Genomic DNA, 23,620 nt, shown 5'->3' with positions numbered 1-23,620 from the left:
GCATGTTAGTTGATCATTGAATTGGGAAGCCACAGCACCAGCTCCGGGAAGAGAGCGCAGATGAAGATACCGAGGGCCTGGAGAAGAATGAAGGGAATGATGGCGCGGTAGACGGTCCCCATGCCGATCCCGGCCGGGAGAACGCCTTTCATGTAGAAAAGCGTGTAGCCAAAGGGTGGCGAGATATAGGCCATCTGGGCGGAGACCAGGAAGAGGATGCCGAACCAGAGCCGATCGAAACCGAGGAAGTCGATCACCGGAAGAAAGACCGGCACGCACAGAAGAATGATGCCGATTTCGTCCAGGAACATGCCGAGCAGGAAGAGAATTCCCAGCATTACCGCCAGCACGACCCAGCGGTTGGCGTCCAGGTTCTGAATGAAGTCCAGCAGGAAGTCGGCGCCACCGGTTCCGGTGAAAATCGCCACGAATGCCCTTGCACCGATAGTGATCCAGAGGATCATCGCCGTGACCTTCACCACGTCGAGCGCGACGCCGTAGACAAGTTCCCAGCCGAGACGCCGCTCGATCAGGGCAGAGATGAAGGCTAGAAACACGCCGACAGCGGCGGCTTCCGTCGGCGTGGCGATGCCCATGTAGATGGTGCCGAGAACGCCGACGATGATCAGCAGCGGCAGAACCAGGGATTTCAGCGAGGCAATCCGTTCGTCCCAAGTGGTGGGCTCGTCGGCGTCCGGACGCGGCGCGACGGAAGGATTGAACGTGGCGCGCAGGACGATGTAGCCGATATAGAGCGAAGCCAGCAGCAGGCCGGGAACGACGCCGGCGATGAACATCTGGCCGATGGAAGCCTGTGCTGTGACCGCATAAACGATGGTGATGACCGACGGGGGAATGAGAATGCCCAGGGTTCCGCCGGCGCAGATCGTGCCGATCGCCAGTTCGGGACTGTATTTGCGCTTCAGCATGGAAGGCAGCGCAAGCATGCCCATCGCCGCAACGGCGGCGCCCACGATGCCGGTCATGGCGGCGATGATGGTGCAGATGACAATGGTGCCGACCGCCAGTCCGCCCGGAAGGCGGCGCGACCACAGTTCCATTGCGCGGTAAAGGCTTTCAATCACGCCGGAGCGCTGCAGCGTGCTGGCCATCATGACATAGAGCGGAATGGCAAGCAGCGCTTCCGACGTCATGGTGGAATAGAGATTGAGGATCGTCACCGACAGGGCGGCGGAGCCCCACAAGAGCAAAGTGAAAAGCAGGGCCAGAGCGCCGAGCGTGAAGGCCAGCGGCACACCGGTCAGAAGCAGGCCGATGAGGCTTGCGAACATGATGGCAAGGACGAATTCGGAGCTCATGCGTCCGCTCCGATCTCATTTTCGGAGAAAAACACTGCCTGGAGGATTTCTGCGACCGCCTGGGTGAAAAGCATGGCGAAAGACAGCGGCACGACGAATTTCAGCCACCAGATCGGCGGGTTCCAGGCGGAAAAGCTCGTTTCGGCCATGCCGAAGGAATTCATGGCCAGCGGCCAGCTCACCACGGCGAAGACGCCTGCGAAGATGGCAACGACAAGATAGGAAAACACCTCCGAGGCGATTTTCGCCCTGCCGTGCAGCTTCTCGCTGAAAATGTCGACGGCGACATGGCCCTTGAGATGCAGCAGGTAGGGGCCCGCAAACAGGAAGTGGGGACCGAAGACAAGCGTGCTGGCCTCCATCGCCCAGACCGTGGGGGAATCGAACGCGTAGCGGGCGACGACCTCGAAAAGCAGCATGGGCACCACGGCGAAAATCAGCGCGGCTGCTGCGAGGAAAAGCACCCGGTTGATACCGGTGATGAGTGAACAGATCTGTTTCATGAAGCTGTGGAGCCAGGATAAAAGCTGCCGAACGGCGACCGGTGCCGAAGCCCCGATCGCCGCTCTGCGGGAGGAAGGTCTTAAAGCAGACCCAGAGCAGTCATGAAGTTAACCTGACTTTCAAGGACACGGTTGGCCAGATCGTCATCCTTGGTGGCTTTTTTCCAGGATTCGACGGCACTGGCGCGATGGCTGGCAACGTCGGCTTCGTCCAGGTAGATCACCTCAACGCCCTTTTCCTTGTACTTTTCGAGAACCTCGGCGTTCTGCGTCATGATGTGCTGGCGCAGGGAGCCGGAGATTTCACGCGCAGCCACCGCAAGAGCGGCCTTGTAGGAGTCGGGCAGGGCTTCATAGGCCGCCTTGTTGGCGACATAGCTCGTGGCCGTTGTCGGCTGGTGTACGCCCGGAAGGATGATGAACTTGGCGACTTCCGCCAGACCTGCCTCGTAGTTGGCCGTCAGGTCGCCCCGGTCGGCAAAGTCGATGAGGCCTTTTTCGAGCGCCGTATAGATCTCGCCCGTCGCCATCGGCGTGACCGCGACATCCATGTCTCCCATCACAGCCGAGGCAAGGCCGACGAACCGGCCTTTCTTGTCAGCCATGTCGGCAATGGTTTCCATCCTAACAGTGGAATGGATCGGCTCTTCGCCGTAGACGGTGGGGGCGATATAGAACAGGCCCGCCCTGTCGTAGGCTTCGCGCGCAAGTTCCAGCCCACCCAGCTCATAGAACCAGGCTTCGTACTGGTCGGATTGCGGAAAGCCGAAGGGGATGGACGATGTGAAGGCGAAGGCCGGGATCTTGCCTGCTTCGTAACCGTCATAGGTTTTCATCAATTCGAAGGCGCCGGCGCGAACGGCGTCAAATGCCTGGTTCGCCGGGACGAGCTGTCCGGCCGAGAACAGCTTGATGGAGAATTTGCCGTCGGTCAGCTCGCTGACGCGCTCAACGAATTTCTTTTCATATTCGTACGGGGTCGTGCCTGCGTCCCAAAGGGCCTGCATGCGCCATTCGACGGCGTCCTGAGCCTGTGCTGTTCCCTGTCCTGCCAATGCGGCCAGTGCAGCCGCACCCAAGGCAGCGCCCGCAATAAGTCCGCGTCTATTCAATCTGGTCATGTTTTCCTCCCTAGGAAGCTCTCGCTTTCTGGTTTAATGGTCGTGACTGTCATAAAAAATTTTGGGACAATCAAGGGACGGATAGCGGCAATAGTGAGGTCACTGTCCCAGTCAGAAAACAGGGACAATCACGATGAGCGATGGCAGCCGACGTCTTTCCCGTGTCGACCAGATCGTTGAAAAGGTTGCTCTAATGGTTGAGGCCGGCGCCTACAAGACCTTTGAGCGGTTGCCCTCCATCCGTCAGGCTGCGCGCGATAACGGTGTTTCGAAGAACACAATGGCCGAAGCCTATGACCGGCTTGTGGCCCGTGGGCTTCTCGAAGCCCGTGCCGGGTCGGGTTACTACATGGCCCAGGTGAGGCTCTCTCCGCCCTTGACGCCGGCGCCGCATGTCGCTGCCGCGGTTGATGGCGTATCGCTGCTGCGCGAACAGCTGGAAAAACACTACGAGGTACGGCCGGGAGACGGGCGGCCGCCACCGTTGTGGATGGAAGGCTCGGAACTCAGGCGCCATTTCGCCAATGCCAAGTCCCCCTATCCGGAATCCATTCAGTTCGGTTACGGCAGTTGCTGGGGCTATGGTCCGCTGCGGGAGCGCCTGAGGATTCAACTGCTCGAACGTTCCATTCCCGTTCAGCCGGACGGGCTGCTGCTGACCCATGGGGTCAATCACGGGCTGGACCTGATCATCCGGCATCTGACCGAGCCGGGCGATACAGTCTTCGTCGACGAACCCGGATACTACCCGCTGTTCTCCAAACTGACATTCGCCAAGGTCCAGATCGTCGGCATTCGCCGGGACCGGGACGGGACGGACCTGGAAGACCTGACGGCAAAGCTCGCGCTGCACCGTCCGAAGATGTTCGTCACCCAGTCGCATGGACACAATCCGACGGGCGGATCCCTGTCACCGTCCCGGTCCTTCGGGCTGATGCAGCTCGCTGAACGCTGGGGCTTTCTTCTGGTGGAAAACGATGCGCTGGCCGATATCCTGCCCTCCACGCTGCCACGGCTTGCCGCGCTCGACCAGTTGAACCGTGTGCTTTATCTCGGCTCCTTTTCCAAAACGCTTTCGGCAAGTCTTCGGTGCGGCTATGTCGCCGGGGCACCCGAGATTGTCCGCCGGCTGGCGGATATCAAGATGGTCACGCTGGTCAATTCCTCCGAACATGTCGAACGGTTCGTCTTCAATCTCATTCAGGCCGGACATTACCTGCGTCACCTCAGACGATTGAGAGGACGGGTCGAGGAGGCCTGCAAGGCGACTTTCGAAGAGATGGAAAGGCTCGGGCTTTCGCTCATGGAAAGCTCCATCCCCGGGTTTTATCTGTGGGTCGAGTTTCCCGAGGACGTCGACGAGCAGGAGCTGTGCGCGCAGGCAAGCAAGCAAAGCATTTTCATTGCCCCCGGATCCGTCTTTTATCCGAACCGCCAAAGCCGCGGGCGGGCAGCCATGCGCGTTAACGTGGCCCATGGAACGGATCCGAGGTTCATAAATTTTCTGCAGGAATTTCTGGGCAGGCCGATATGCGAGAACGTTTAAACCGTGGGGGCGTGCGGGCCGCTATATTGTTGGCGTGGATAGCATGGCCGATATCTGTTGGAACAAGCCGCACAAATGAAAAGGGCCGGCATGGCGCCGGCCCTTCAGTTGCCCTGATGTTTGACTCATAAAATCTGGCTGGCCGGTAAGAAACCACGGGGGGCTGGGGGGCTAATGCATTCCGCAGCTTCCACTGACCACACCCATCAGGGTATGAAGCTAATATGGTAAGTCAAAATGGCTCGCCAAGGGCTGGATTGCGGCAAAATCAAGGAAATATCGGCATTCTTTCTGGGCAAAGTTCCGTTACGTCCTTTTTGACGTTGTCCGCAGGAAAATTCATGACAAGTTTACCGATATCGGCGACGGAAAGGGTCGTTTCGGATTTGCAGACTTGCCATTGGGGCAAAAGCCGACGCATCATAACAGCCAGGTGACAGAAAATCCTTTTGGCGGGATGTTCCTGATCATTGCGAAACCGCAAACGGAATGGAGGCGGAATGAGCGAAGCCGATGATAGCGCGTTTCATCGCGGTGCGGGTGTCAACCCGTTGCCGCAAAGCCAACCGGCTCCCCCTCCAAAACCCATCGTCGCCTTCAACCGGCGCGAACTCGATACGATCCTCAGGCTGTACGGCCGCATGGTCGCGGATGGCGAGTGGCGGGACTATGCCATCGACCTTCTGAAAGACAAGGCTGTTTTCTCGGTGTTCCGGCGGACTTCGGAAATGCCGCTTTACCGGATCGAAAAAGATCCGAAGCTGGCCAAGCGTCAGGGGGCCTATTCTGTTGTCGCTACGGGAGGCGTGATCCTCAAGCGCGGCCAGGACCTGGCGCAGGTTCTCAGGGTTCTGGAGAAAAAGAAACACTTGCGGGTCGTGCGGGCCTGATGGCCGCGTCTCAAGGTGAAGCGTCAACTCTGTAGAGGTTGTCCGCGCAGGATGAGAAATCCCGGAAGTAGGGCTCACCAAACGTCCGTTCCAGGTGCATCATATAGGCATGCCGCTCCGGATCCTTTGTCCGGCGCCGGCCACGGAACTTCCGAAGCGGCGCGGGACAGTCGACGAATATGGTTGCATCGAACCAGTCTCTGACGGGCTCGTGCAACAGGAAGATGCCGTCGCACAGCACAAGGACCGGTTCATCCTCCCCGAGATGCAATGCGTAATGTGCATCCAACTCCCCGGATGCCGGATTCCAGGCACGGCTGAAATCGAAACGCCGTCCCTTGCGCAGAGCGCTGAGTGCCTTTTCGATTTCGCTCCAGTCGTACCAGTGCAGAGGGTTTTGCTCATCGGCGGCGGACTTGTCGCTGCCGGCCATTTGCTCCGCGATGCGTTTTTCACGTTCCTTGAAGCTGTAGCGGGAAAACCGGTCGCATTCGAAGTGATATGCCGTGTCGGGAAGCGCTTTCAGGATTGACCGGCACAGCGTGGTTTTTCCAGCCCCGGCAAAGCCGCTGACAGCTGCTATCGTGATGCCGTTGTGCCGCATCTTTTCGCGCAGCCGCGCCGTCAATGTGTCGAGGTCTGTAGTCTGCTTCCGGGTATCGTGCATCAGGCTCTGATTGTCGCTTGCGGAAAAGAGGACGGGAGCTGCTCCGGAGCGGCGACACCCAACCGGCTGCTGTCGCGAACAAACTGGCAGGATCAAAGACTAGCAGAAAATGCTGGCCAGACAGTGTTCTTTTAGTCAAAGCAGCTTTTGCATGGAACGAAAAAGGCCCGGCAAATGCCGGGCCTTTCCACGATATCTTGAGTGATGCGTCTGCCGGATCAGTTCCGGTTTCCGAACAGCTGCAGCATGAACAGGAACATGTTGATGAAGTCGAGGTAGAGACGCAGGGCGCCCATCACGGACTTCTTGGTGGCAACTTCGCTGCTGTCACCTTCGTAGTACATTTCCTTGATCTGCTGCGTGTCATAGGCAGTCAGGCCGGCGAAAACCAGAACGCCGATCACCGAGATCGCGAACTGGAGGGCGGCGGACGCCATGAACCAGTTGACGACCATTGCGATGAGAATGCCGATCAGGCCCATGAAAAGGAACTTGCCCATGGCGGACAGGTCCTTCTTCGTGGTGTAGCCATAAAGGCTCAGCGCGCCGAAAGATGCGGCGGTGATGAAGAATACCTGTGCGATCGAGCCCGGCGTGTAGACCAGGAAAATCGAGGACAGGGAAATACCCATCACTGCGGAATAGACCAGGAACATGGTCCGTGCGGCAGAGGCGCTCATGGACTGAATCCGGAAAGACAACCACATCACCATACCAAGCGGTGCCAGCATCACGAGCCATTTCAGCGGGCTGCCATAGATGGCGACACCAAGCTGCGTCAGCATGCGTCCGTTGCCGAGGCTGGCGACGGCTGCGCTCTGATCGGTGGTCGTGGCCATCGTTGCGGTCAGCAACGCCAGGAAGCCGGTCAGCGCGAGGCCGATGGTCATGTAGTTGTAGACGCCCAGCATATAGGTCCGCAGGCCCTGGTCGATGCCGGCCTCTGCGCGTGTGCCGGCGACCTGGTAGGCGCCTTGAGGTTGACGGTCAAAGGTCGACATGGTCGTTAAGATCCCCTCTTAGATAGACATTGCATGCGACATCGCAGGCAACACAACTCTCTCAACATATGGGAAATTGCGGAGCCGAGCACAAGCCGGGAATTCTGAAATTTTCGTTATTCTGGCCCGCTTACCGCAAGAATTACCAATATACTTAAGATTCTCGCTCCAATTTCACAGATTCCGGAGGACCGGAGCCGGTTTTTCGCCGAGTATCCGCCAGGTCCCGACAAGGCCGAAACCGACCGTCAGGATCAGTGCAATCAGGGCCGCGCCCGCGGCTGTCACCGGCATCAGCACAAAGGATCCGCCCATGATCTGCGTGATCACATACCAGGCGGCGATGCCGCCCGCGACCAGCGCGAACACTGCGGTCACCAGCCCCAAGATAGCGTATTCCAGACCATAGGCAACGATCAGCCGGGTTCTGGTCGCCCCGAGGGTTTTCAGGATAACCGCGTCGTAGATGCGGCTGCGATGGCCGGCGGCAAGCGCTCCAGCCAGCACCAGCACGCTTGCGATCAGGGTGATCGAGCTTGCGCCGCGAATGGCCCAGGCCAGTTGAGCCACCAGATCGTTCACCTGGGAAATCGCATCCTTGACGCGAATGGCGGTGACCGTCGGGAAAACGCTGGACACGGCCTTCAGCAGGTCCAGTTCCGTCTCCTGTGGAACGTCGTCGTCCCAGCCGAGGGTCATCAGATGGGCATGCGGAGCGCCTGCGAAGGTGTTGGGCGAGAACACCATGACGAAATTGATCGCCAGCGACTGCCATTCCACGTCCCGGAGATTGGCGATCTCGGCGGTCAGTTCGCGCCCGAGCACATTGACCGTGATCTTGTCGCCGATGCCGATGCCGAGATCTGCGGCGGCTTCCGCGTCGAAGGACAACAGCGGAGGCCCGGCATAATCCTGCGGCCACCAGGACCCTTCCGCCAGTTTTGAATTCTCCGGTATTTCCGCCTGATAGGTGATGCCGCGATCTCCGCGCAAGACCCAGCCGGAACCGTCCCTTGCAGGGGTGAACTCGTCAGAGGGAACGCCGTTCAGGTTGACGATCCGTCCGCGCAGCATGGGAACGCTCTGCAAGGCAGCATCCGGGGCGTCCTGCCTCAGGAGCGCCTCGAAGGCATCGCGCTCGTGACTTTGAATATCGACGAAGAAGAAGCTTGGGGCCTCGTCGGCAATGGTCGCGGTCAGTTCGCGGCGCAGGTTGCCGTCGATCAGCGCAAGGGCCACCAGCAGAGACAGGCCGAGGCCGAGGGACAGTACCACCGAAGGCGTCAGCGCCCCGGGCCGGTGGATGTTGGCGATGGCCAGCCGCAGTTCCGTCGAGCGGACGGTTGGCAGCCGCCGGGCGGTGGACATGATCATGCGGGCAACAACGACCAGGAGGACGAAGGCCCCGCCCGTGGCGGCGATATAGATGCCCGCCATGCGCTGGTCGTGAGACAGCCCGATGGCAATAGCCGCAAGGACGAGGACGGTGACCAGGGTCGCGGCGAGGTAGCGCTTGCGTGGAAACTTCGGTCCACCGGAAACGATATCGCGGAACAATGCAGTTGGCGGGACGTCATGTGCCCGGCCAAGGGGCCAGAGCGCGAAGGCGAGCGCCGTCAACAGACCATAGGCAAGGCCAAGACCCAATTCCGCCGGATAAATGTTCGCCGCAAGCTGTATCGGCAGGACACCGGACAAGGCGGCCGCCGCCGCGAATGGAAGAATTGCGCCAACGACAAGACCGATGCCTATGCCGATCAGGGCCAGGATCAGCATCTGCACCAGGTAAATCTGGAAGACGAAGCCGCCGGTGGCGCCGAGACATTTGAAACTGGCGATGACCTCGCGTTTGGTTTCCAGATAGGCGCGGATGGCATTGGCAACGCCGAGGCCGCCAACGACCAGCGCTGTGAGGCCGACGAGGGTCAGGAACTGCGCGAAACGTCCGATGCTGCGCTGCAGACCGGGCGAGGCGTTGGCGCGCGAGCGCACCCGCCAGCCCGCGTCAGGATGTGCGCGCTCGGAGTCTTCCACGATCGCGTCGAGGTCCTGAATATCCGGAGCCGGGTTCATGCGGACACGATAATGCCAGCGCACCAGGCTGCCGGGCTGGATGAGCCCGGTGTCGGCAATTGCCGCGTCGGAAATCATCAGACGCGGACCGAATTCCAGCCCGCCTGACAGCTTGTCGGGTTCGGCTTCGATAACGTCAGTGATACGCACCGTTGTCCGGCCGAGGGCCAGGGTGTCGCCGACGGCGACATCGAGGCGTGCAAGCAGCGCCAGATCCGCGGCGGCGCCCCAGACGCCGTCCTGCTTGGACAGCGCTGCCGCCAGCGGCTGGCCGGAGGCGAGGTCGAGAGAGCCGTAGAGCGGATAAACGCCGTCGACGGCTTTCAGTTCCACCAGCGCCTGATCGCTGCTGTCGGTCTTGCGCGACATCGCCCGCAAGGTGGCTGCGCGCGATACGGTTCCCAGGGTTTTCAGAAAATCGACCTGCTCCGGTTCGGCTTCGCGGTGTATCAGGGAGAAAGAGAGGTCGCCGCCCAGAATTGACTGGCCTTCCCTTGATATTCCTTCGGTGAGGGCGCGGGACACCGAGGTAACCCCGGCGATGGCGGCTACACCGAGGGCGATGCAGGCGATGAATATGTAGAATCCCTTGAGGCCGCCGCGCAGTTCGCGAAGGGCGAAGCGGGTCTCCAGGGCGAAGGTCTGGTTGCCGGTACGGGCATGCCCTGGAACGAAGCCGCTCATGCGGAAACCTCTTGCTGCGCGTCGGCCCCGGTGGTCCCGGCCTCGTCGATTTCGCCGGAGCGGACGCGGATCACGCGGTCGCATCTCGTTGCCAGGGCCGGGTCATGGGTCACCAGAACGAGCGTTGTCTTGCGTTCGCGCTGGGCCGTGAACATGAGGTCCACGATCTGACTGCCCGTCGAGTCGTCCAGATTGCCCGTCGGCTCGTCGGCGATGAGGATTTCCGGTTCCACCACCAGGGCACGGGCAACCGCGACACGCTGCTGCTCGCCACCTGACATCTGCGCGGGATAATGATGCATCCGGTGACCGAGCCCGACCGCGTCGAGTTCGGATTTGGCCTTGTCGAAGGCCTGCGGATCTCCGGCGAGCTCCAGCGGCACGGCAACGTTTTCCAGGGCGGTCATGTTGGGAACAAGATGGAAGGACTGAAATATAATGCCGACATTGCGGCCCCTGAACTGCGCCAGCCTGTCTTCGGAAAGCGGTCCGAGTTCGGAGCCGGCGACCTGAACGGTGCCTTCATCGGCCCGCTCCAGACCGGCCATTACCATCAGGAGAGTCGACTTGCCCGAGCCGGAGGGACCGACGAGGCCAACGGACGATCCCTTTTCGATCCGCAGGTCGATCCCCTTGAGGATATGTACCCGACCGGCTCCGTCTCCGAGGGTCAGGTGGACGTTTTTCAAGGCGATCGCGGGCGAATTTGTCATCATCTGACCTTTACAACAGGCGTGCGATCGTCTTCCTGACAGATGCGTGCCCTCGACAATGGGAAGCTTTGCGACCATATGGGCCTGATGTGACGCGTCTTCCAGTCCTGAAAGAGGGTTAGTGTGAACCGGTTAATTCCCCTTCTATGTGCGGTGGCTTTTTTTCTGGTCCCCGTTGCGGCTCATTCAGCGGATCTGAAACTGGTGGTTCTGGGCGACAGCCTGTCAGCCGGATACCAGCTCGCACCCGAAGAAGGGTTTCCCGAACAGCTTCAGAAAGTACTGGATGCGCGCGGTCATTCGGTGGAGGTCGTCAATGCGGGCGTGTCCGGAGATACGACGTCCGGCGGTCTTTCGCGACTCGACTGGTCGGTCGGTCCCGATACGGACGCCGTGATCGTTGAACTGGGAGCGAATGATGCGCTCAGGGGTATTTCGCCTGAAATTACCAAAAAAAATCTTGAAGAAATCACCCGACGCCTGAAAGAGCGGGGTATAGAAGTGTTGCTTGCAGGCATGCTGGCGCCCCGCAATCTGGGGCCGGAATACGCGGATGCCTTCGATCCGATCTATGCGGATATTGCGTCTGCACAGCATACTCTGCTTTATCCCTTCTTTCTGGACGGGGTGGCTCTCGATCCGGATCTCAATCTTTCCGACGGTATGCACCCCAATGCGGAGGGGGTGGCCGTCATCGTCGAAAACATTTTGCTGAAAGTGGAAGAACTTTTGGCCAAAGCCAAGTCGTCTTGAGGGGGGAAAGCTGAGGCCAACGGCCTTTCCGCTTCCGCACCGCCCTTTTCAATGCAAAGGAAATCATGATGGAACAACGCCGTCTCGGCCGCACGGATGTGCAGGTAAGCGCCCTGTGCCTTGGAACCATGACCTTCGGAGAACAGAACTCGGAAGCCGAAGGTCACGCGCAGATGGATTACGCCCTGGACAAGGGCATCAACTTTTTCGACGCCGCCGAACTCTATCCGATCCCGCCGAACAGGGAGACCCAGGGGCGCACGGAGCGCATCATCGGGACCTGGCTCGCGAAAACCGGCAACCGCGACAAGGTGGTTGTCGCGACCAAGATTGTCGGCCGCACCGACATGGACTGGTTTCGGGAAAACGGAGAGCACGGCCGGCTCACCCGGCCGCAGATCGAATTCGCGGTCGACCGGAGCCTGAAAAATCTCCAGACCGACCATATCGACCTCTACCAGATCCACTGGCCGGACCGGCGCACCTCAGGGTTCGGATCTAACCCGACACGCTGGAGTGACGTGGAGCCGGCGGAAGATGAAAACAGCATCGATTCCACGCTGGAAGTTCTGGCCGACCTGGTGAAGGCGGGCAAGATCCGGCACATCGGCATTTCCAACGAAAGTTCCTGGGGCACCATGCAGTATGTTGCTGCCGCGGAGCGTTACGGTTTGCCGCGCATCGTCTCGATTCAGAACGCCTATTCGCTGGTCAACCGGACCTTCGAGACCAACCTGGCCGAAGTCGCGCGCAGGGAGGATGTCGGCCTTCTGGCCTATTCGGCGCTGGCGCAGGGATATCTCACCGGCAAATATCGTGACGGAGCGCTGCCGGCCGGGTCCAGGAAAGCCCTTTTCAACCGACTTCAGCGCTACGAAGACCCGCGCGCGATCCAGGCGTTCGATGCCTATGTGAACCTTGCGAAGGAAGCAGGGCTGGACCCTTCGCAGATGGCGCTCGCCTTCGCGATGTCGCGCAGCTTCATGACCTCGGTGATCCTCGGGGCCACCCGCATGGATCAGCTCGAGACGGATATCGCGGCAGCCGAACTGAAGCTGAGCGAAGATGTCCTGGAAAAAATCGATGCACTGCATCAGGAGTTTGGCAATCCGGCTCCATAAAGCTCCAATCCGGAGCTGAAGGAAAACCGGTTCAGACGAGAATCAATTTGCACAAAAATACCGGATCGGCTTTTCGCCGATCCGGTATTTTTGTCTCTGCAAACGGAAATTGGGCGCGAATTCAGAAACTTGCAATTTTGTCTTGCGAATTTCATGAAGTTGATTCCTCATGGGTTTCATCAGCGACAGCGGAGGGAAAACCCATGCCGCGCCTTTTTACAGGCCTTGAGATTCCGTCCCAGACGGCACTCATGCTTTCGATGCTCCGGGGGGGCCTTCGGGGCGCCCGCTGGATCGACCCGGAAAACTATCACCTCACCTTGCGTTTCATTGGCGACATAGACGATCGCACGGCCGATGAGGTCGTGGCGGCGCTTGACCGGATCCGCCGGGACCCCATCGAGATTCGGCTGAACGGGCTGGGCTCTTTCGGAAATGGCAGGCCGCATGCGGTGTGGGCCCGCGTCGAGCCGACCGCGCAGCTGGCCGAGCTGCAGGCTGAGCAGGAGCGTATCCTTCAGCGGATTCATCTGCCGCCGGAACGGCGCAAATACATCCCGCATGTAACCGTGGCGCGCTGCAAAACCTCAACCAACGAGGATGTGGCGAAATGGCTGAGCGAACGGGGGAATTTTCAGGCGCCGCCGTTCGTTGCCGGCCGCTTCGTGCTGTTCTCCGCCAAAGCCAGCGTCGGCGGCGGGCCCTATCTTGTCGAAGAGGCCTATCCGCTGGCCGCCTAGGGCATGAGCCCGGCATAAACGGCCAGCGTTTTCGCGCACATTGTCTCGACGGAAAAGTTCTGCCGGACATGGGTCAGCGCCCGTTCCGTCAGTTGCTCGCGGTTTTCCGGACCCTGACGCAACGCCATCTGGATCGCATCGGCCAGCGCGACCGGGTCGGCCGGTGGGACACGCCAGCCGGTCCGCTGATTTTCGGCAACCTCGGGCGGGGCCAGTACGGTTTCCGGAACCGCTCCAAGGTCCGAGACGATGACGGGAACCGATGCGGCCTGAGCTTCGACCGCAGCCCGGCCGAAGGCTTCCGGTTCTGTCGAGGCGACGATCGCCAGGTCCGCCAGCGCCATGGCCGCGGGCACATCCGCGCAGTGCCCGACCAGCCGCACGCGGTCATGCAGATCGTTGTCGGCAATCAGTTTCTTCAATTCGGCGACATAGCTCTCGCGACCCTGGTGATCGCCGGCCAATATCGCAATTGGATCGCCGCCGTTGGTGTCCTTCAGCCGTGCCATCGCCTCAATGACGATCTTCTGGCCCTTCCAGGCGGTCAGCCGGGCAATGTTCACAATAATGGGATGTCCCGCCGGAATTCCCCATTGGTCTTTCAGCGCCTGCTGTCGAAGTGCGCTGACATTGGCCGGGTCCAGACCGTTCAGGTCCGAACCACGCTGGATTACGGTGATCCGGTCCTCGGCAAACGGATGTCTTTCGGCAATCAGCCGGGCAATGAAGTGGGAGTTGGCGATGACCGTATCGCCGCGTGCCATGACGGAGTTGTAGAATGCTTTCAGCGCGTTCGACTGATTATAGGTGCCGTGGTAGGTCGTCACGAAGGGGATCTTCGCGCGGCGGGCAGCCCACAGGGCCGACCACGCCGGAGCACGGCTTCGGGCATGCACGATGCTGACATTGCGCTCGGCAATCAGGGCGGCGAGCCGCCCGGCGTTTTTCCGGAGCGTCAGCGGGTTCTTGGATTTGACCGGCATGAGGATATGTTCCGCGCCCGCCTCCGTGAGACCGCTTTCCATCTGACCGCCCTGGCTGACCACCAGTGCGGTTCCACCAGCCTTCACGATGGCCCGCGCCACATCCAGCGTCGTCTGTTCCGCGCCGCCGGAATTCAGGTCCGGGATGACTTGAAGAACTGTCGTGGCAGGGGGCAATCGGTCCAAGTCTTCCCTCCGGGTAGCCTTTTGGATGCAAGGCCGGTATCAGCTGAATATGCAAAGATGAAGATAGCAGAACGAGAGCCATAATATGGGTGCGTGCGAACCGCAATTCATCAAGGCCGGAAAAAACGCCCGGGAGCGTCGGATAGCTGTCCTGGAAACACCCGGCAAGGCGCCGGCTCTTCTGTGGCTGTCGGGCTTCAAGTCGGACATGTCCGGCACCAAGGCCGTAGCGCTTGCCGAATATGGCGCGGCGCGCGGGCAGGCGGTTGTCCGGTTCGATTACTCCGGCCACGGCCAATCTGGCGGCGATTTCGAGGACGGCTGCGTTTCCGACTGGCTGGAGGAGGCGGAAGCCGTGGTCGACAGGTTCTGTCCGGGTGAAACCATCCTGGTCGGGTCCTCCATGGGAGGGTGGATTGCGTTGCTGCTGGCGTTGAGCCGCAGGGCGACCGGCAAGATAAAGGGGCTTGTGCTGATCGCTCCGGCGGTGGACTTCACCGAGGAACTGATGTGGACGCAGCGCTTCACGGAGGAAATCCGCCAGACGATTCTTTCCGAAGGGCGCTGGGCGCAGCCTTCGGCCTATGGCGATGAGCCTTATGTGATCACGCGCAAGCTGATCGAGGACGGCCGCAGGCATCTGTTGCTGGACGATCCGCTGCATGTCGGTGCGCCGGTCACGATCCTGCAAGGGGCGCAGGATCCGGATGTGCCTGCGAGCCACGCCCGGCGTCTGGTCGAGGCCCTGCCGCTCGACGATGTCACGTTCTCTCTCGTGCCGGATGGCGATCATCGCCTGTCGCGGCCGCAGGACATCGAGCTGCTTCTGCGGGCGGTGAACAACCTCGTTGGAAAGCACGCCTAGACAGGCATCGTGTCGCGCCCCTGTTTCTGCTCCCGGTACCAGGACCAGAAGAGACGCGCGGCGACGGCCCGGTGCGGTGACCAGGAGGCCGCGATGTCATCCAGGGTCGCCGGGGCCGGTTTTTCGCTCAGCTGCAGCGCGTCGCGGACGGCGATCTGCAGGGCGAGATCGCCGCTCGGAAAGACGTCGGGATGGCCCGCGCAAAACAACAGGAAGATATCCGCCGTCCAGCGGCCGATACCCTTGATGGCGCACAGGCGCGCATGGGCCTCTTGTGGCGGTGCTTCGGCCAGATGCGCCAGATCGAGGCCTTCACGGCAGGCGGTTGCGATTGCGCGCAATGTCCGGATCTTGGGGCGGGAGAGACCCGCACCGGCGAGATCGTCGTCGGTGAAGTCTTCAAGCCGGTCGGCGGTGAGAGGCGTTACCAGCGTCTGAAGCCGTTGAAAAATCGCGGAGGCACTGGCCACAGACACCTGCTGACCGGTGACGATCTGGGCAAGTCCCTCGAAGTCCGCTGCCCTGCGCCGCAGGGGTATGGGTCCGGCAATCCGGGCGATGGGGGCAAGACGCGGATCCGATCTGATCAATTCTGAAAGCCCGGCGTGAATATCGGCTTCCGTGTTTATCGGTTTCATGCGAAGCGATCTCGTTGTTTGCACCCGGCATTGGGGGTGTTATGGGTCCGTACCCTGGACTTGAGTTCAGGCCCACCGTCCCGTCAACCCTGTTGCCCTGGTTCCGATGACCGAACCCGTCTTCCGTTTCGCGCCCTCTCCCAACGGGCATCTGCATCTCGGTCATGCGCTGTCGGCGCTGCTCAACGCCCGCGCGGCCGTTGCGCTTCGCGGCCGTCTTCTGGTGCGGGTGGAGGATATCGACCAGACCCGCTGTACGCCGGAACTGGAACGGGACATGTTCGAGGACCTGTCCTGGCTGGGGCTTCAGTGGGAACAGCCGGTCGTCTGTCAGTCGGACTGCTTTGCGTTCTACCGGGAAGCTCTGGAACGGTTGCAGGATACGGGACTGGTCTATCCGTCCTATCTGACACGGGCGGAGATCAAGACATTCGTCAATCAGCGGGACGCGAGCGGTCACACGTGGCCGCGCGATCCGGACGGGGCACCGCTCTATCCCGGCGACGGAGAGGTGTTGTCCGAAGCAGAACTGCGTCAGCGAGCCGCCAGCGACGCTCCCTTTGCCCTGCGTCTCGACATGAAAGGGGCTCTTCAACGGATCGGAGCCTCGCCGGGCTGGCAGGAGGCCGGAGCCGAGGGCGCTTGTCTGTTCGATCCGGCGGTCACTGTCGCGGCCGATGCGGCGGCCTGGGGGGACGTGGTGCTTGCGCGCAAGGACACGCCGACCAGCTATCACCTGTCTGTGGTGGTCGATGACGCGCGTCAGGGTGTCACCGATGTGCTGCGCGGGCAGGATCTCCATCACGCCACCAGTGTTCATCGGGTGCTTCAGGAACTGCTCGGACTGCCGCAACCGGTTTACCGGCATCACCGGCTGGTTCTGGGTGAAGACGGCCGCAAATTGTCGAAATCCAACAGTGACACCAGCCTCAGATCTTTGCGCGAGGCTGGCATGACCCATGCGCAGTTGCGCAAGCGGATCGGTCTTTGAGGCTTTCGCTCAGCGCAGACCCGCCCCGAACCACATGTCCAGAAACCAGATCCACAGGCTTGTGGTGACGATGGCGCTCAAGGTCGTCACGGTGATCGCATTGGCGGACATGGCGTGGCCGGTGCCGTAGCGATTGGCGAAGATATAGGCGTTGGCTCCGGTCGGGCAGCTGGCCGTCAGGGTTGCGACGGAGGTCCAGAGCGGCGGAAGTTGAAAGACGAAGGCCCCGGCGACGAAGACCACGACGGGCATGATCAGGATTTTGACCGCAGCGAGCAGGAAACCCGGCAGCACGTTGCCGCGTATTCCATATTGCACCAGGCTCATGCCGAGTGACAACAGCGCCAGGGGCAGGGCCGTCGCGGCGATGCGGTTCAAGACGTCCATACCGATCTCGGGAATTTCGAGGCCGGTCTGGCGCCAGGCAAAGGCGATGACGATGGCAAGGATGAGAGGGTTCCTGACCAGGTTCCTGGCGGCGCCCTTGAGAAGATCTGCAAGTGGCGGCGAGGCTGTGCCGCTGTCGAGCGCGGCTGCGCGTTCCATGGCGACCGCCATCAGGATTGTCATCACAGCCAGATGTATGGAGATTATCAGGAGCAGGGGAACCAGGCCGTCTTCGCCGTAGACGGCGAAGACCAGGGGCAAACCGACCATGATGGTGTTGGCGAACGCCGCAGAGATGCCGCCGATGGCTCCGGCGCGGGCATCGCGTGCGAAGCCCTTACGGATGACCAGCGCCCCGAGTGTCCAGGCGACGCCGACCCCGAGGAAATAACTCGCCCACAGGGAAAATGGCACGCCGGAACTGAGATCTGCTCCGATCAGGGTGCGGAACAGCAGGACGGGAATGGCAACGACGAAGACGAATTGTCCGAGGGCTTCACTGGCGCTCTGCCTGAGCACCTGAAACTTTGCCAGCGCATAGCCGATGCCGATCAAAATGAAGACCGGGGCGACGATGGTAAGGGTTTGTCCAAGCATAGGAAGCGTCGGCCTCTGGCTGATTCGGATATGATGGATGGCATTTTATGCTGGATAGCCGTGTGCGGCCGGTTCGCGTTCAAATGCCAAATTCAAAAGACCGATTGGAAACAGATATTTATCGAGTGGTTTTAGAGATTTCAATATTTTGCAGCCGGAGCTGCCGCATGGAGACGCACATGTTGAAATCAGACGGCAGGCAGGTTCGGGACATGGGACTGGTGGTTCTGGCAACCGGAAAGCGACCGGATGGACAGAGGCCGGTCATCAGGGTAAGCACGGTATTGGTTAACTTGGCTTTTTGACATCCGTCTGGCAAGCCCCGTTGACGTCCACCCACGCGAAGGAGCCTGGGCCGAATGGCAGGTCAGGACGACGACAGCATCAAGATTGCGTTGCTTGCCCACGATCTGAGAACGCCGCTGGCGGCGATGCGGCTGACCGCCGAACTCATGGGCAATCGTCCGCTTGACGACACTCAAACAGAGCACCTGTCCATTCTCATCCGGTCCATCGATGCGCTGACACAGCTTACCGGCGATCTCATTCCCTCCACCGGTTCTGGAACCGGCAGCGCCTCGATACGGGTAGCCGATGTCGTTTCCGATGTCGCAGAACTCTTCCGGATCGCCGCTGAGCAAAAGGGCCTGTCCTTCCAGCTTTCACTCGAGGAACCGGTGAAACAGATCGTCACCCGGCATAGCGGTGCACTGCGCCGGGTGTTGACGACGCTCCTCGACAATGCGGTCAAATATACGCCCAAGGGGGGTATCGCGGTGAGGGTGCATCTTTTGCCTGCGGAAGGGACCGCAGAGCATGAAATGCTGTCTCTGTGCGTTGAAGACAGCGGTCCGGGTATCGACTCGGAGGAACAGGCACGGCTTTTCCGGCCGTTTGTTCGAGGCCGTCATGGTCGCGAGACAGGGCCTGGGACGGGGCTGGGTTTATGGGGAACGCAACAGTTGCTGCAGGGCTTGGGTGGCCAATTGCAGTTAACCCGCGGGGAGGCCGGCGGTAGCCGATTCGAAGTGCGCATCCCTGCGGAAGGGGGGACGGCAGGGGCCGGAGACAGGGACGGGAAGGTGGACATTTCCTCTTCTTCGGCGACTGTGCGCGGACAAGCTCCAACCGCGAGCGGGCTTTCCGCTCATGTGCTTATTGTCGACGACAACGATACGAATTGCCGGTTGCTGGAGGCCTTGCTGGAATCCTTCGGCATCTCCTCGGAAATCGCCAGGTCGGGCGAGCAGGCCATCGGCCTGGTTGGCAAGAGCACCTTCGATGCCGTGCTTCTGGACCTGCACATGCCGGGAATGAGCGGCGTGGAAACCGCCGAGGAGCTGAGACATCTGCGGCCGGAGTTCGAGCTGCCGCTGATCGCGGTCACCGCGGCGCTGGAATCGGCCGATGACGACCGGCTGCAGCAGGCAGGTTTTCAGGAAACGCTTACCAAGCCCCTGTCTCCCCTTGCGCTGTATGAGGCCATGGTGCGTGCGCTGGGGAGCAAGCCAGGCCCACAGGAAAAGTGAACGGGGTCCCGGTTGGATCCCGAAGTCCTCAGGGCGCCTCGATCCGCAGGGCGATCAACTTTTTGCTTTCACATGGTTCCATATGAGGGCGGGGTGATCTAGATGATGGCACCATGAAGCATGTCGGTTCCAGCAAAAACAAAATGACGTCATTCCCGCGCAATGCGTCCGCGTGGTGCTTTCGGCATCCGATGGCCGCGGTGAGCCTTTATGTGGTTATCGTCTCGCTGTTCTTCCTGATTTTCCCCGGGGTCGATTTTCTGGCCAGCGGTCTGTTCTATTCCGCGACTTCCGGGTTTTCCGCCCAGAATGATCCGTTCCTGCGGGATGTAAGGCACCTGGGCCCGTTTCTCGTCCGTCTGATTGCAATTGTCTGCCTGGCGGTGCTTCTTATCAAGCTGCTGGCGCCGGGACGGCCACCTCTGCTGCCGCTGCGCATGCCGGTTTTTCTTCTCAGCACGCTGATCATGGGGCCTGGTGTTCTGGTGAACCTGATCCTGAAGAACAATTGGGGACGCCCGCGTCCGCGGTCGGTCGAGGAGTTCGGAGGCGATCTGCCGTTTCAGCCGGTCTGGAAAATCACCGACAGTTGCGACAGAAATTGTTCTTTCGTTTCGGGAGAGGCGTCAGCGGGCATGTGGCTGGTCTCGATTGTGTTCCTGGTCCCCGCCAGCTGGCGCAAGCCGGCCCTGGCGTTCATCCTGCCGCTCTGTCTCATCCTCTCCGTCAACAGGGTCGCGTTCGGAGGGCATTTCCTGTCCGACACGCTGATTTCCTGGGGGGTGACCCTGCTGGTCATTCTGCTCATCCACCGGCTGCTCTATGTCAAACAGCCGCCGCTTGTGAGCGACACCCGGCTGGATGAATGGTTCACGGTGACCGGCCGCAGTTTGCAGCGGACAGGGGGGAGATTCCTGGTAACGGCCAGAAGAGCCCTTCAGAACGCGCTCGGCAAAATTTCGGAAAGCTGACCGGACCTACTTCTTGCGCGGCCGGGTGCGTTTGAGTATCCGGGCAAAGCGCAAGGGAGATCTGTCCTCAACCCATGTGAGTGCATGATTGAGGTGCGGGGTCGTGCGCCGGTGGCTGCGCAACTGCCGCGCCGCGCTTCTGCTTGTTGCGATAATCAAGATCAGGCCAAGGGCAAGCAGCGGAATTCCGGTTGGAACCGGCATCCACACGGTTGCCAGTCCGAGCAGAATGAGGACCGCAGCAATACACCACCACAGAAGTTTCATGTTCGAGCCCGGGACCATCTCTGGGAGTGAAATCCATACAACGGCCCGCAAGACGTATTTGTGAACCCTGTCCGCAGAGAGTGCCTGAACCGGGTTCAGACGTGTTCGGGCCGATCTAGCGTATCGAGAAATTTCTCGCAGCCTGAGCGCACGAGGCGGTAGACATGTTCGAATCCGTCCGGCCCGCCGAAATAGGGATCGGGAACATCCTTGGGCGGATCGTTGAGTAACAGACGAATGTGGGCCGTGCGGGAGCTTTCTTCCGAGCCGAGCGCCGCGAGGTTGGCGGCATCCATGGCAAGGATCGTATCGAAACGTGTGAAGTCCGCGGAGACGACCTGCCGGGCGCGCTGCGCGGACAGGTCGATCCCGTGTTTCGCGGCGATATCGATCGAGCGCGGGTCCGGCGGATTGCCTATGTGCCAGGCGCCGGTTCCGGCAGAGTCGATTGTGAACAGGTCGCCCTGTCCGCTTTCGTCGACGAGGGTTCGGAAGATGCCTTCGGCGAGCGGGGACCGGCAGATGTTGCCAAGGCATACGAACAGGACAGAGTGAGGCACGGCAGTCTCCGATGCAGCGGCCACGATCACGAGGCAAACCTGTGCCTCCGGCAAGGCAACGCGAAGCTTTGTTATCACGGTATGCCTCATCGCCTTCGCCTTGTCATCGGGTTAGGCTAGGGTATGGGCTCATGATCGGGTGGCCCCGACCTGAAGGAGGATCAAATGGCAGAACGGCTGAAACCGGAAGACCGTGCGGCGGGACTGAAGGCACTGGCGGACTGGCACCTTTGCGAAGAGCGAGAAGCCATTTCCAAATCCTTCAGGTTCAAGAATTTCCGGCATGCCTTCGGGTTCATGACGGAAGTGGCGCTGGTGGCGGAAAAGATGGATCACCATCCGGAGTGGTTCAATGTCTACCGCAGTGTCGATATCACGCTGGCGACCCATGATGTCGGCGGGTTGAGCGCGCTGGATCTGGAACTGGCGGCCGAGATTGACAGGATCGCGAACCGCTCCTGACGAGGCGGCCGGATAGATACACCTCAAATCGAATTCGAAATTGCTGAGGAACTCGTCCAGGTTGACCGAATGCGGATGCTTTAATCGCCCTTGGAGAGCAGGAAACTGTGTCCAGTTGCGGTTTTTTCCGCTGACAGCAAGGTATGACCGTCCTGGCTGCAAAGATGCGGGATGTCGATTTCAGCCATCGGGTCCGTGGTCAGCACCGTCATTCGGTCACCCGTGGCAAGTCGGGTCAAGGCCTTGCGCGTCTTGAGAACCGGCAGCGGGCATTTCAAGCCTTTCAAGTCCAGTGTGATTTCACTCAATGGTTGCAGTTCCTGACGCTACGCTATTTAAAAATAGCGCGGATTGTTTTTGTATTGTAAGAATCTACATGTCTTTACATGCGATTAGCAGTTCGAATTTAGACTGAATATATGATCGGGATGTTCCGGGAAACGTCAAGATGTGCGACTTGCGGCAAAGGTCTCTAAAAATCTCGCAGGTTTTGCTGTTTCCGCCAGGAGGATTGGTCATGAGGATCATGATCAACGTGCATTGGTGTTAAGCACTTGAAATCCGCATTTTATATCTTTGTGGGCGTTTTGATTTCAGCTTGCTTGTGGCACAGCCAGCTGGTGAAGGCCGCGTCCGGACAGATCCGCATCGTGACGCAGTATTTCGCGCCGCTGCAATGGGATAATGACGGAGAGCCCGACGGCTACGTCGCCGATTTCATGCTTGCCGTGATTGACCGGGTCAGCGAGCGGCTGCCGGTCTCGGTCGGGTCATTCGACTTTCTGCCCTGGAAAAGGGCAATTCTGACGGCGCGCCAGGAACCGAACGTCCTGTTCTTTTCGCTCTCGCGGACGCAAGAGCGTGAAGGCTGGTTCGAGTGGCTTGGCGAAGTGTCTCCCTATGGTCAGTATTTCTATCAGCTCGATACCCGGCCGGAGATCGCAGTTGACCGGATTGAAGACCTCATGTCGCTCAATTTGCGGATCGGTGTTCAGAATGGCGGCAATCTGCATAGTTATCTGAAACAGTTGGGGTTTGACGAAGGCCGTAACCTGGTGCCGATAACCGATTACCGCCAGGGTATCGAGATGCTCTATCTCGACCGGCTCGATCTTCTTCCGCTGACGGGGTTTCTGGCCGAAGCCTCCGTCTGCCGGGAGGGCTATGACGGGTCGCTTCTGAAACCGGTGGTCTTCATAGAGGCGCTGGCGCAGCCGCTGTGGGCCGTCTTCAGCAAGGGCAGCGACCCCGAACTGGTCGAAGCCTTCCGGGAGGAAATGGCCGACTTGAGGGAAAACGGTTTTTTTGAAAAACACTATGCCGAGCACGTCGAAAGCTGGCAGAAACTTGCCTGTGACCAATAGCGGTTTGCTATAACCGACCGATGGATTGCCGCTTTGGGCGGCTGGTTTCAACGCAACCGCGAAAGACTTCTCATGACCGATCAGCAGATTACGCCGCTGGATGTGCTCGATTTCTGGTGGCAGGCCGGCCCCGGAAAATGGTTCGCAAGCGACAAAGAGTTCGACCGTGAGTGCCGGGAGGGGTTCCTGCCGGCAATCGAAGGAGCGCTTTCAGGCGGTCTGGATCCGTGGATGGAGACTGCGGACGGATCGCTCGCGCTTCTTCTGTTGCTGGACCAGATGCCCAGAAACGTGTTCCGGGGAACGGCAGACGCCTTCAAGGCGGATGCGAAGGCCCTGAGCGTCGCCGAGCAAGCGCTTGCGAGCGGGTTCGATCGTGCCTTTCCGAAAACTGTTCGCGGATTTTTCTATCTGCCTTTCGAACATTCGGAGGACATTGCGCATCAGGAACGGTCCGTGGATCTGTTTCGGGTGCTTGGTGACAAGGACCTGTATTACTACGCGCTTCTCCACATGGATGTCATCCGGCGGTTCGGCCGCTTTCCCCACCGCAACAGTTCACTCGGGCGGGACACAACGTCGAAAGAGCAGGCCTATATGGAAGACGGCGGGTTTTCCGCCTGAAAGTACCATTTTACGGGTCCGTACCCTAGTTGGTTCGATGATTTGCACGTTCGGTCTGCCGCATT

General features: G+C 60.1%; 25 protein-coding genes. 12 read left to right on the top strand and 13 right to left on the bottom strand.

Annotated elements, in window-relative coordinates; all coding sequences use genetic code 11:
• Positions 1 to 5: 5 nt before the first annotated feature.
• The 3 genes from OA90_RS04915 to dctP all read right to left on the bottom strand — a co-directional run bounded on the left by OA90_RS04915 (position 6) and on the right by dctP (position 2,943).
• A complete protein-coding gene (locus OA90_RS04915; RefSeq protein ID WP_068408122.1) occupies positions 6 to 1,319 on the bottom strand; it encodes a TRAP transporter large permease subunit in 1,314 nt (437 codons plus the stop codon).
• Complete coding sequence (locus tag OA90_RS04910; protein ID WP_068408120.1) at positions 1,316 to 1,822, bottom strand: TRAP transporter small permease subunit; 507 nt, start codon at positions 1,820 to 1,822, stop codon at positions 1,316 to 1,318. The genes OA90_RS04915 and OA90_RS04910 overlap by 4 nt, the downstream gene beginning before the upstream one ends.
• Before the next feature lie 80 nt (positions 1,823 to 1,902).
• Complete coding sequence (dctP, locus tag OA90_RS04905) at positions 1,903 to 2,943, bottom strand: TRAP transporter substrate-binding protein DctP (protein ID WP_068408115.1); 1,041 nt, start codon at positions 2,941 to 2,943, stop codon at positions 1,903 to 1,905.
• Between the two features lie 133 nt (positions 2,944 to 3,076).
• On the opposite strand from dctP, the gene OA90_RS04900 reads away from it, so the two are divergent.
• Both OA90_RS04900 and OA90_RS04895 read left to right on the top strand, forming a co-directional pair.
• Positions 3,077 to 4,489, top strand: coding sequence for a PLP-dependent aminotransferase family protein (locus OA90_RS04900; protein WP_068408113.1), 1,413 nt, complete (start codon positions 3,077 to 3,079; stop codon positions 4,487 to 4,489).
• Between the two features lie 500 nt (positions 4,490 to 4,989).
• Entirely contained in the window at positions 4,990 to 5,379 is a 390-nt protein-coding gene (locus tag OA90_RS04895) for a DUF2794 domain-containing protein (protein ID WP_068408111.1), read from the top strand.
• A gap of 10 nt (positions 5,380 to 5,389) precedes the next feature.
• On the opposite strand, the gene OA90_RS04890 is transcribed toward OA90_RS04895, so the two are convergent.
• The 4 genes from OA90_RS04890 to OA90_RS04875 form a co-directional block, all read right to left on the bottom strand.
• Positions 5,390 to 6,046 (bottom strand): NB-ARC domain-containing protein, encoded by a 657-nt coding sequence (locus OA90_RS04890; RefSeq protein ID WP_068408109.1) that lies wholly within the window; start codon positions 6,044 to 6,046, stop codon positions 5,390 to 5,392.
• A gap of 218 nt (positions 6,047 to 6,264) precedes the next feature.
• Positions 6,265 to 7,047 (bottom strand): Bax inhibitor-1/YccA family protein, encoded by a 783-nt coding sequence (locus tag OA90_RS04885; RefSeq protein WP_068408107.1) that lies wholly within the window; start codon positions 7,045 to 7,047, stop codon positions 6,265 to 6,267.
• 174 nt (positions 7,048 to 7,221) lie between these two features.
• A complete protein-coding gene (locus OA90_RS04880) occupies positions 7,222 to 9,804 on the bottom strand; it encodes an ABC transporter permease (protein ID WP_068408105.1) in 2,583 nt (860 codons plus the stop codon).
• The gene (locus OA90_RS04875) at positions 9,801 to 10,517 is read right to left on the bottom strand and encodes an ABC transporter ATP-binding protein (RefSeq protein ID WP_068408712.1); all 717 of its coding nucleotides are present in this window, start codon (positions 10,515 to 10,517) and stop codon (positions 9,801 to 9,803) included. The genes OA90_RS04880 and OA90_RS04875 overlap by 4 nt, the downstream gene beginning before the upstream one ends.
• Before the next feature lie 123 nt (positions 10,518 to 10,640).
• On the opposite strand from OA90_RS04875, the gene OA90_RS04870 reads away from it, so the two are divergent.
• From OA90_RS04870 to thpR, 3 genes are all read left to right on the top strand, one after another.
• Entirely contained in the window at positions 10,641 to 11,270 is a 630-nt protein-coding gene (locus OA90_RS04870) for an arylesterase (protein WP_068408100.1), read from the top strand.
• A gap of 68 nt (positions 11,271 to 11,338) precedes the next feature.
• Entirely contained in the window at positions 11,339 to 12,391 is a 1,053-nt protein-coding gene (locus OA90_RS04865) for an NADP(H)-dependent aldo-keto reductase (protein WP_068408098.1), read from the top strand.
• Positions 12,392 to 12,594: 203 nt separating this feature from the next.
• Positions 12,595 to 13,131, top strand: a complete 537-nt coding sequence (gene thpR / locus OA90_RS04860; protein ID WP_082836852.1) for an RNA 2',3'-cyclic phosphodiesterase — start codon at positions 12,595 to 12,597, stop codon at positions 13,129 to 13,131.
• Here the strand turns inward: thpR and OA90_RS04855 are convergent.
• Positions 13,128 to 14,300, bottom strand: a complete 1,173-nt coding sequence (locus OA90_RS04855; protein WP_244274540.1) for a glycosyltransferase family 4 protein — start codon at positions 14,298 to 14,300, stop codon at positions 13,128 to 13,130. The two genes, thpR and OA90_RS04855, sit on opposite strands and share 4 nt — an antisense overlap.
• 85 nt (positions 14,301 to 14,385) lie before the next feature.
• Between OA90_RS04855 and OA90_RS04850 the strand changes: the two genes are divergently transcribed.
• Entirely contained in the window at positions 14,386 to 15,165 is a 780-nt protein-coding gene (locus tag OA90_RS04850) for an alpha/beta hydrolase (protein ID WP_068408094.1), read from the top strand.
• On the opposite strand, the gene OA90_RS04845 is transcribed toward OA90_RS04850, so the two are convergent.
• The gene (locus OA90_RS04845) at positions 15,162 to 15,803 is read right to left on the bottom strand and encodes a DNA-3-methyladenine glycosylase (RefSeq protein WP_068408092.1); all 642 of its coding nucleotides are present in this window, start codon (positions 15,801 to 15,803) and stop codon (positions 15,162 to 15,164) included. The two genes, OA90_RS04850 and OA90_RS04845, sit on opposite strands and share 4 nt — an antisense overlap.
• A 106-nt stretch (positions 15,804 to 15,909) precedes the next feature.
• Between OA90_RS04845 and gluQRS the strand changes: the two genes are divergently transcribed.
• Positions 15,910 to 16,794: a tRNA glutamyl-Q(34) synthetase GluQRS gene (gene gluQRS / locus OA90_RS04840; protein ID WP_068408090.1), complete on the top strand. Its 885-nt coding sequence runs from the start codon at positions 15,910 to 15,912 to the stop codon at positions 16,792 to 16,794.
• 9 nt (positions 16,795 to 16,803) lie between these two features.
• Here gluQRS and OA90_RS04835 read toward each other — a convergent pair whose 3' ends face one another.
• Positions 16,804 to 17,778, bottom strand: a complete 975-nt coding sequence (locus OA90_RS04835; protein WP_068408088.1) for an AEC family transporter — start codon at positions 17,776 to 17,778, stop codon at positions 16,804 to 16,806.
• A gap of 359 nt (positions 17,779 to 18,137) precedes the next feature.
• On the opposite strand from OA90_RS04835, the gene OA90_RS04830 reads away from it, so the two are divergent.
• A complete protein-coding gene (locus OA90_RS04830; protein WP_068408072.1) occupies positions 18,138 to 19,307 on the top strand; it encodes an ATP-binding protein in 1,170 nt (389 codons plus the stop codon).
• 143 nt (positions 19,308 to 19,450) lie between these two features.
• Positions 19,451 to 20,278, top strand: coding sequence for a phosphatase PAP2 family protein (locus OA90_RS04825; RefSeq protein WP_156510393.1), 828 nt, complete (start codon positions 19,451 to 19,453; stop codon positions 20,276 to 20,278).
• 6 nt (positions 20,279 to 20,284) lie between these two features.
• Here the strand turns inward: OA90_RS04825 and OA90_RS04820 are convergent, their stop codons facing one another.
• Positions 20,285 to 20,545: a hypothetical protein gene (locus OA90_RS04820; protein ID WP_068408706.1), complete on the bottom strand. Its 261-nt coding sequence runs from the start codon at positions 20,543 to 20,545 to the stop codon at positions 20,285 to 20,287.
• Positions 20,546 to 20,640: 95 nt separating this feature from the next.
• The gene (locus OA90_RS04815; RefSeq protein WP_068408704.1) at positions 20,641 to 21,105 is read right to left on the bottom strand and encodes a low molecular weight protein-tyrosine-phosphatase; all 465 of its coding nucleotides are present in this window, start codon (positions 21,103 to 21,105) and stop codon (positions 20,641 to 20,643) included.
• Positions 21,106 to 21,270: 165 nt separating this feature from the next.
• Here OA90_RS04815 and OA90_RS04810 point away from each other — a divergent pair, with 165 nt between their 5' ends.
• Positions 21,271 to 21,567 (top strand): 4a-hydroxytetrahydrobiopterin dehydratase, encoded by a 297-nt coding sequence (locus OA90_RS04810; RefSeq protein WP_068408070.1) that lies wholly within the window; start codon positions 21,271 to 21,273, stop codon positions 21,565 to 21,567.
• Positions 21,568 to 21,647: 80 nt separating this feature from the next.
• Here the strand turns inward: OA90_RS04810 and OA90_RS04805 are convergent, their stop codons facing one another.
• Positions 21,648 to 21,875, bottom strand: a complete 228-nt coding sequence (locus tag OA90_RS04805; protein ID WP_068408068.1) for a sulfurtransferase TusA family protein — start codon at positions 21,873 to 21,875, stop codon at positions 21,648 to 21,650.
• Between the two features lie 312 nt (positions 21,876 to 22,187).
• On the opposite strand from OA90_RS04805, the gene OA90_RS04800 reads away from it, so the two are divergent.
• Entirely contained in the window at positions 22,188 to 22,931 is a 744-nt protein-coding gene (locus OA90_RS04800; RefSeq protein ID WP_199823615.1) for an ABC transporter substrate-binding protein, read from the top strand.
• 72 nt (positions 22,932 to 23,003) lie between these two features.
• On the top strand, positions 23,004 to 23,555 hold the full coding sequence (locus tag OA90_RS04795) for a DUF924 family protein (protein WP_068408064.1): 552 nt from the start codon (positions 23,004 to 23,006) through the stop codon (positions 23,553 to 23,555).
• Positions 23,556 to 23,620: the final 65 nt, after the last annotated feature.

The organism is Labrenzia sp. OB1 (assembly GCF_001624695.1).
Taxonomy (GTDB): Bacteria; Pseudomonadota; Alphaproteobacteria; order Rhizobiales; family Stappiaceae; genus Roseibium.
The sequence above is the reverse complement of the archived record's forward strand: the minus strand, read 5'-3'. Positions and strand labels throughout refer to the sequence as shown.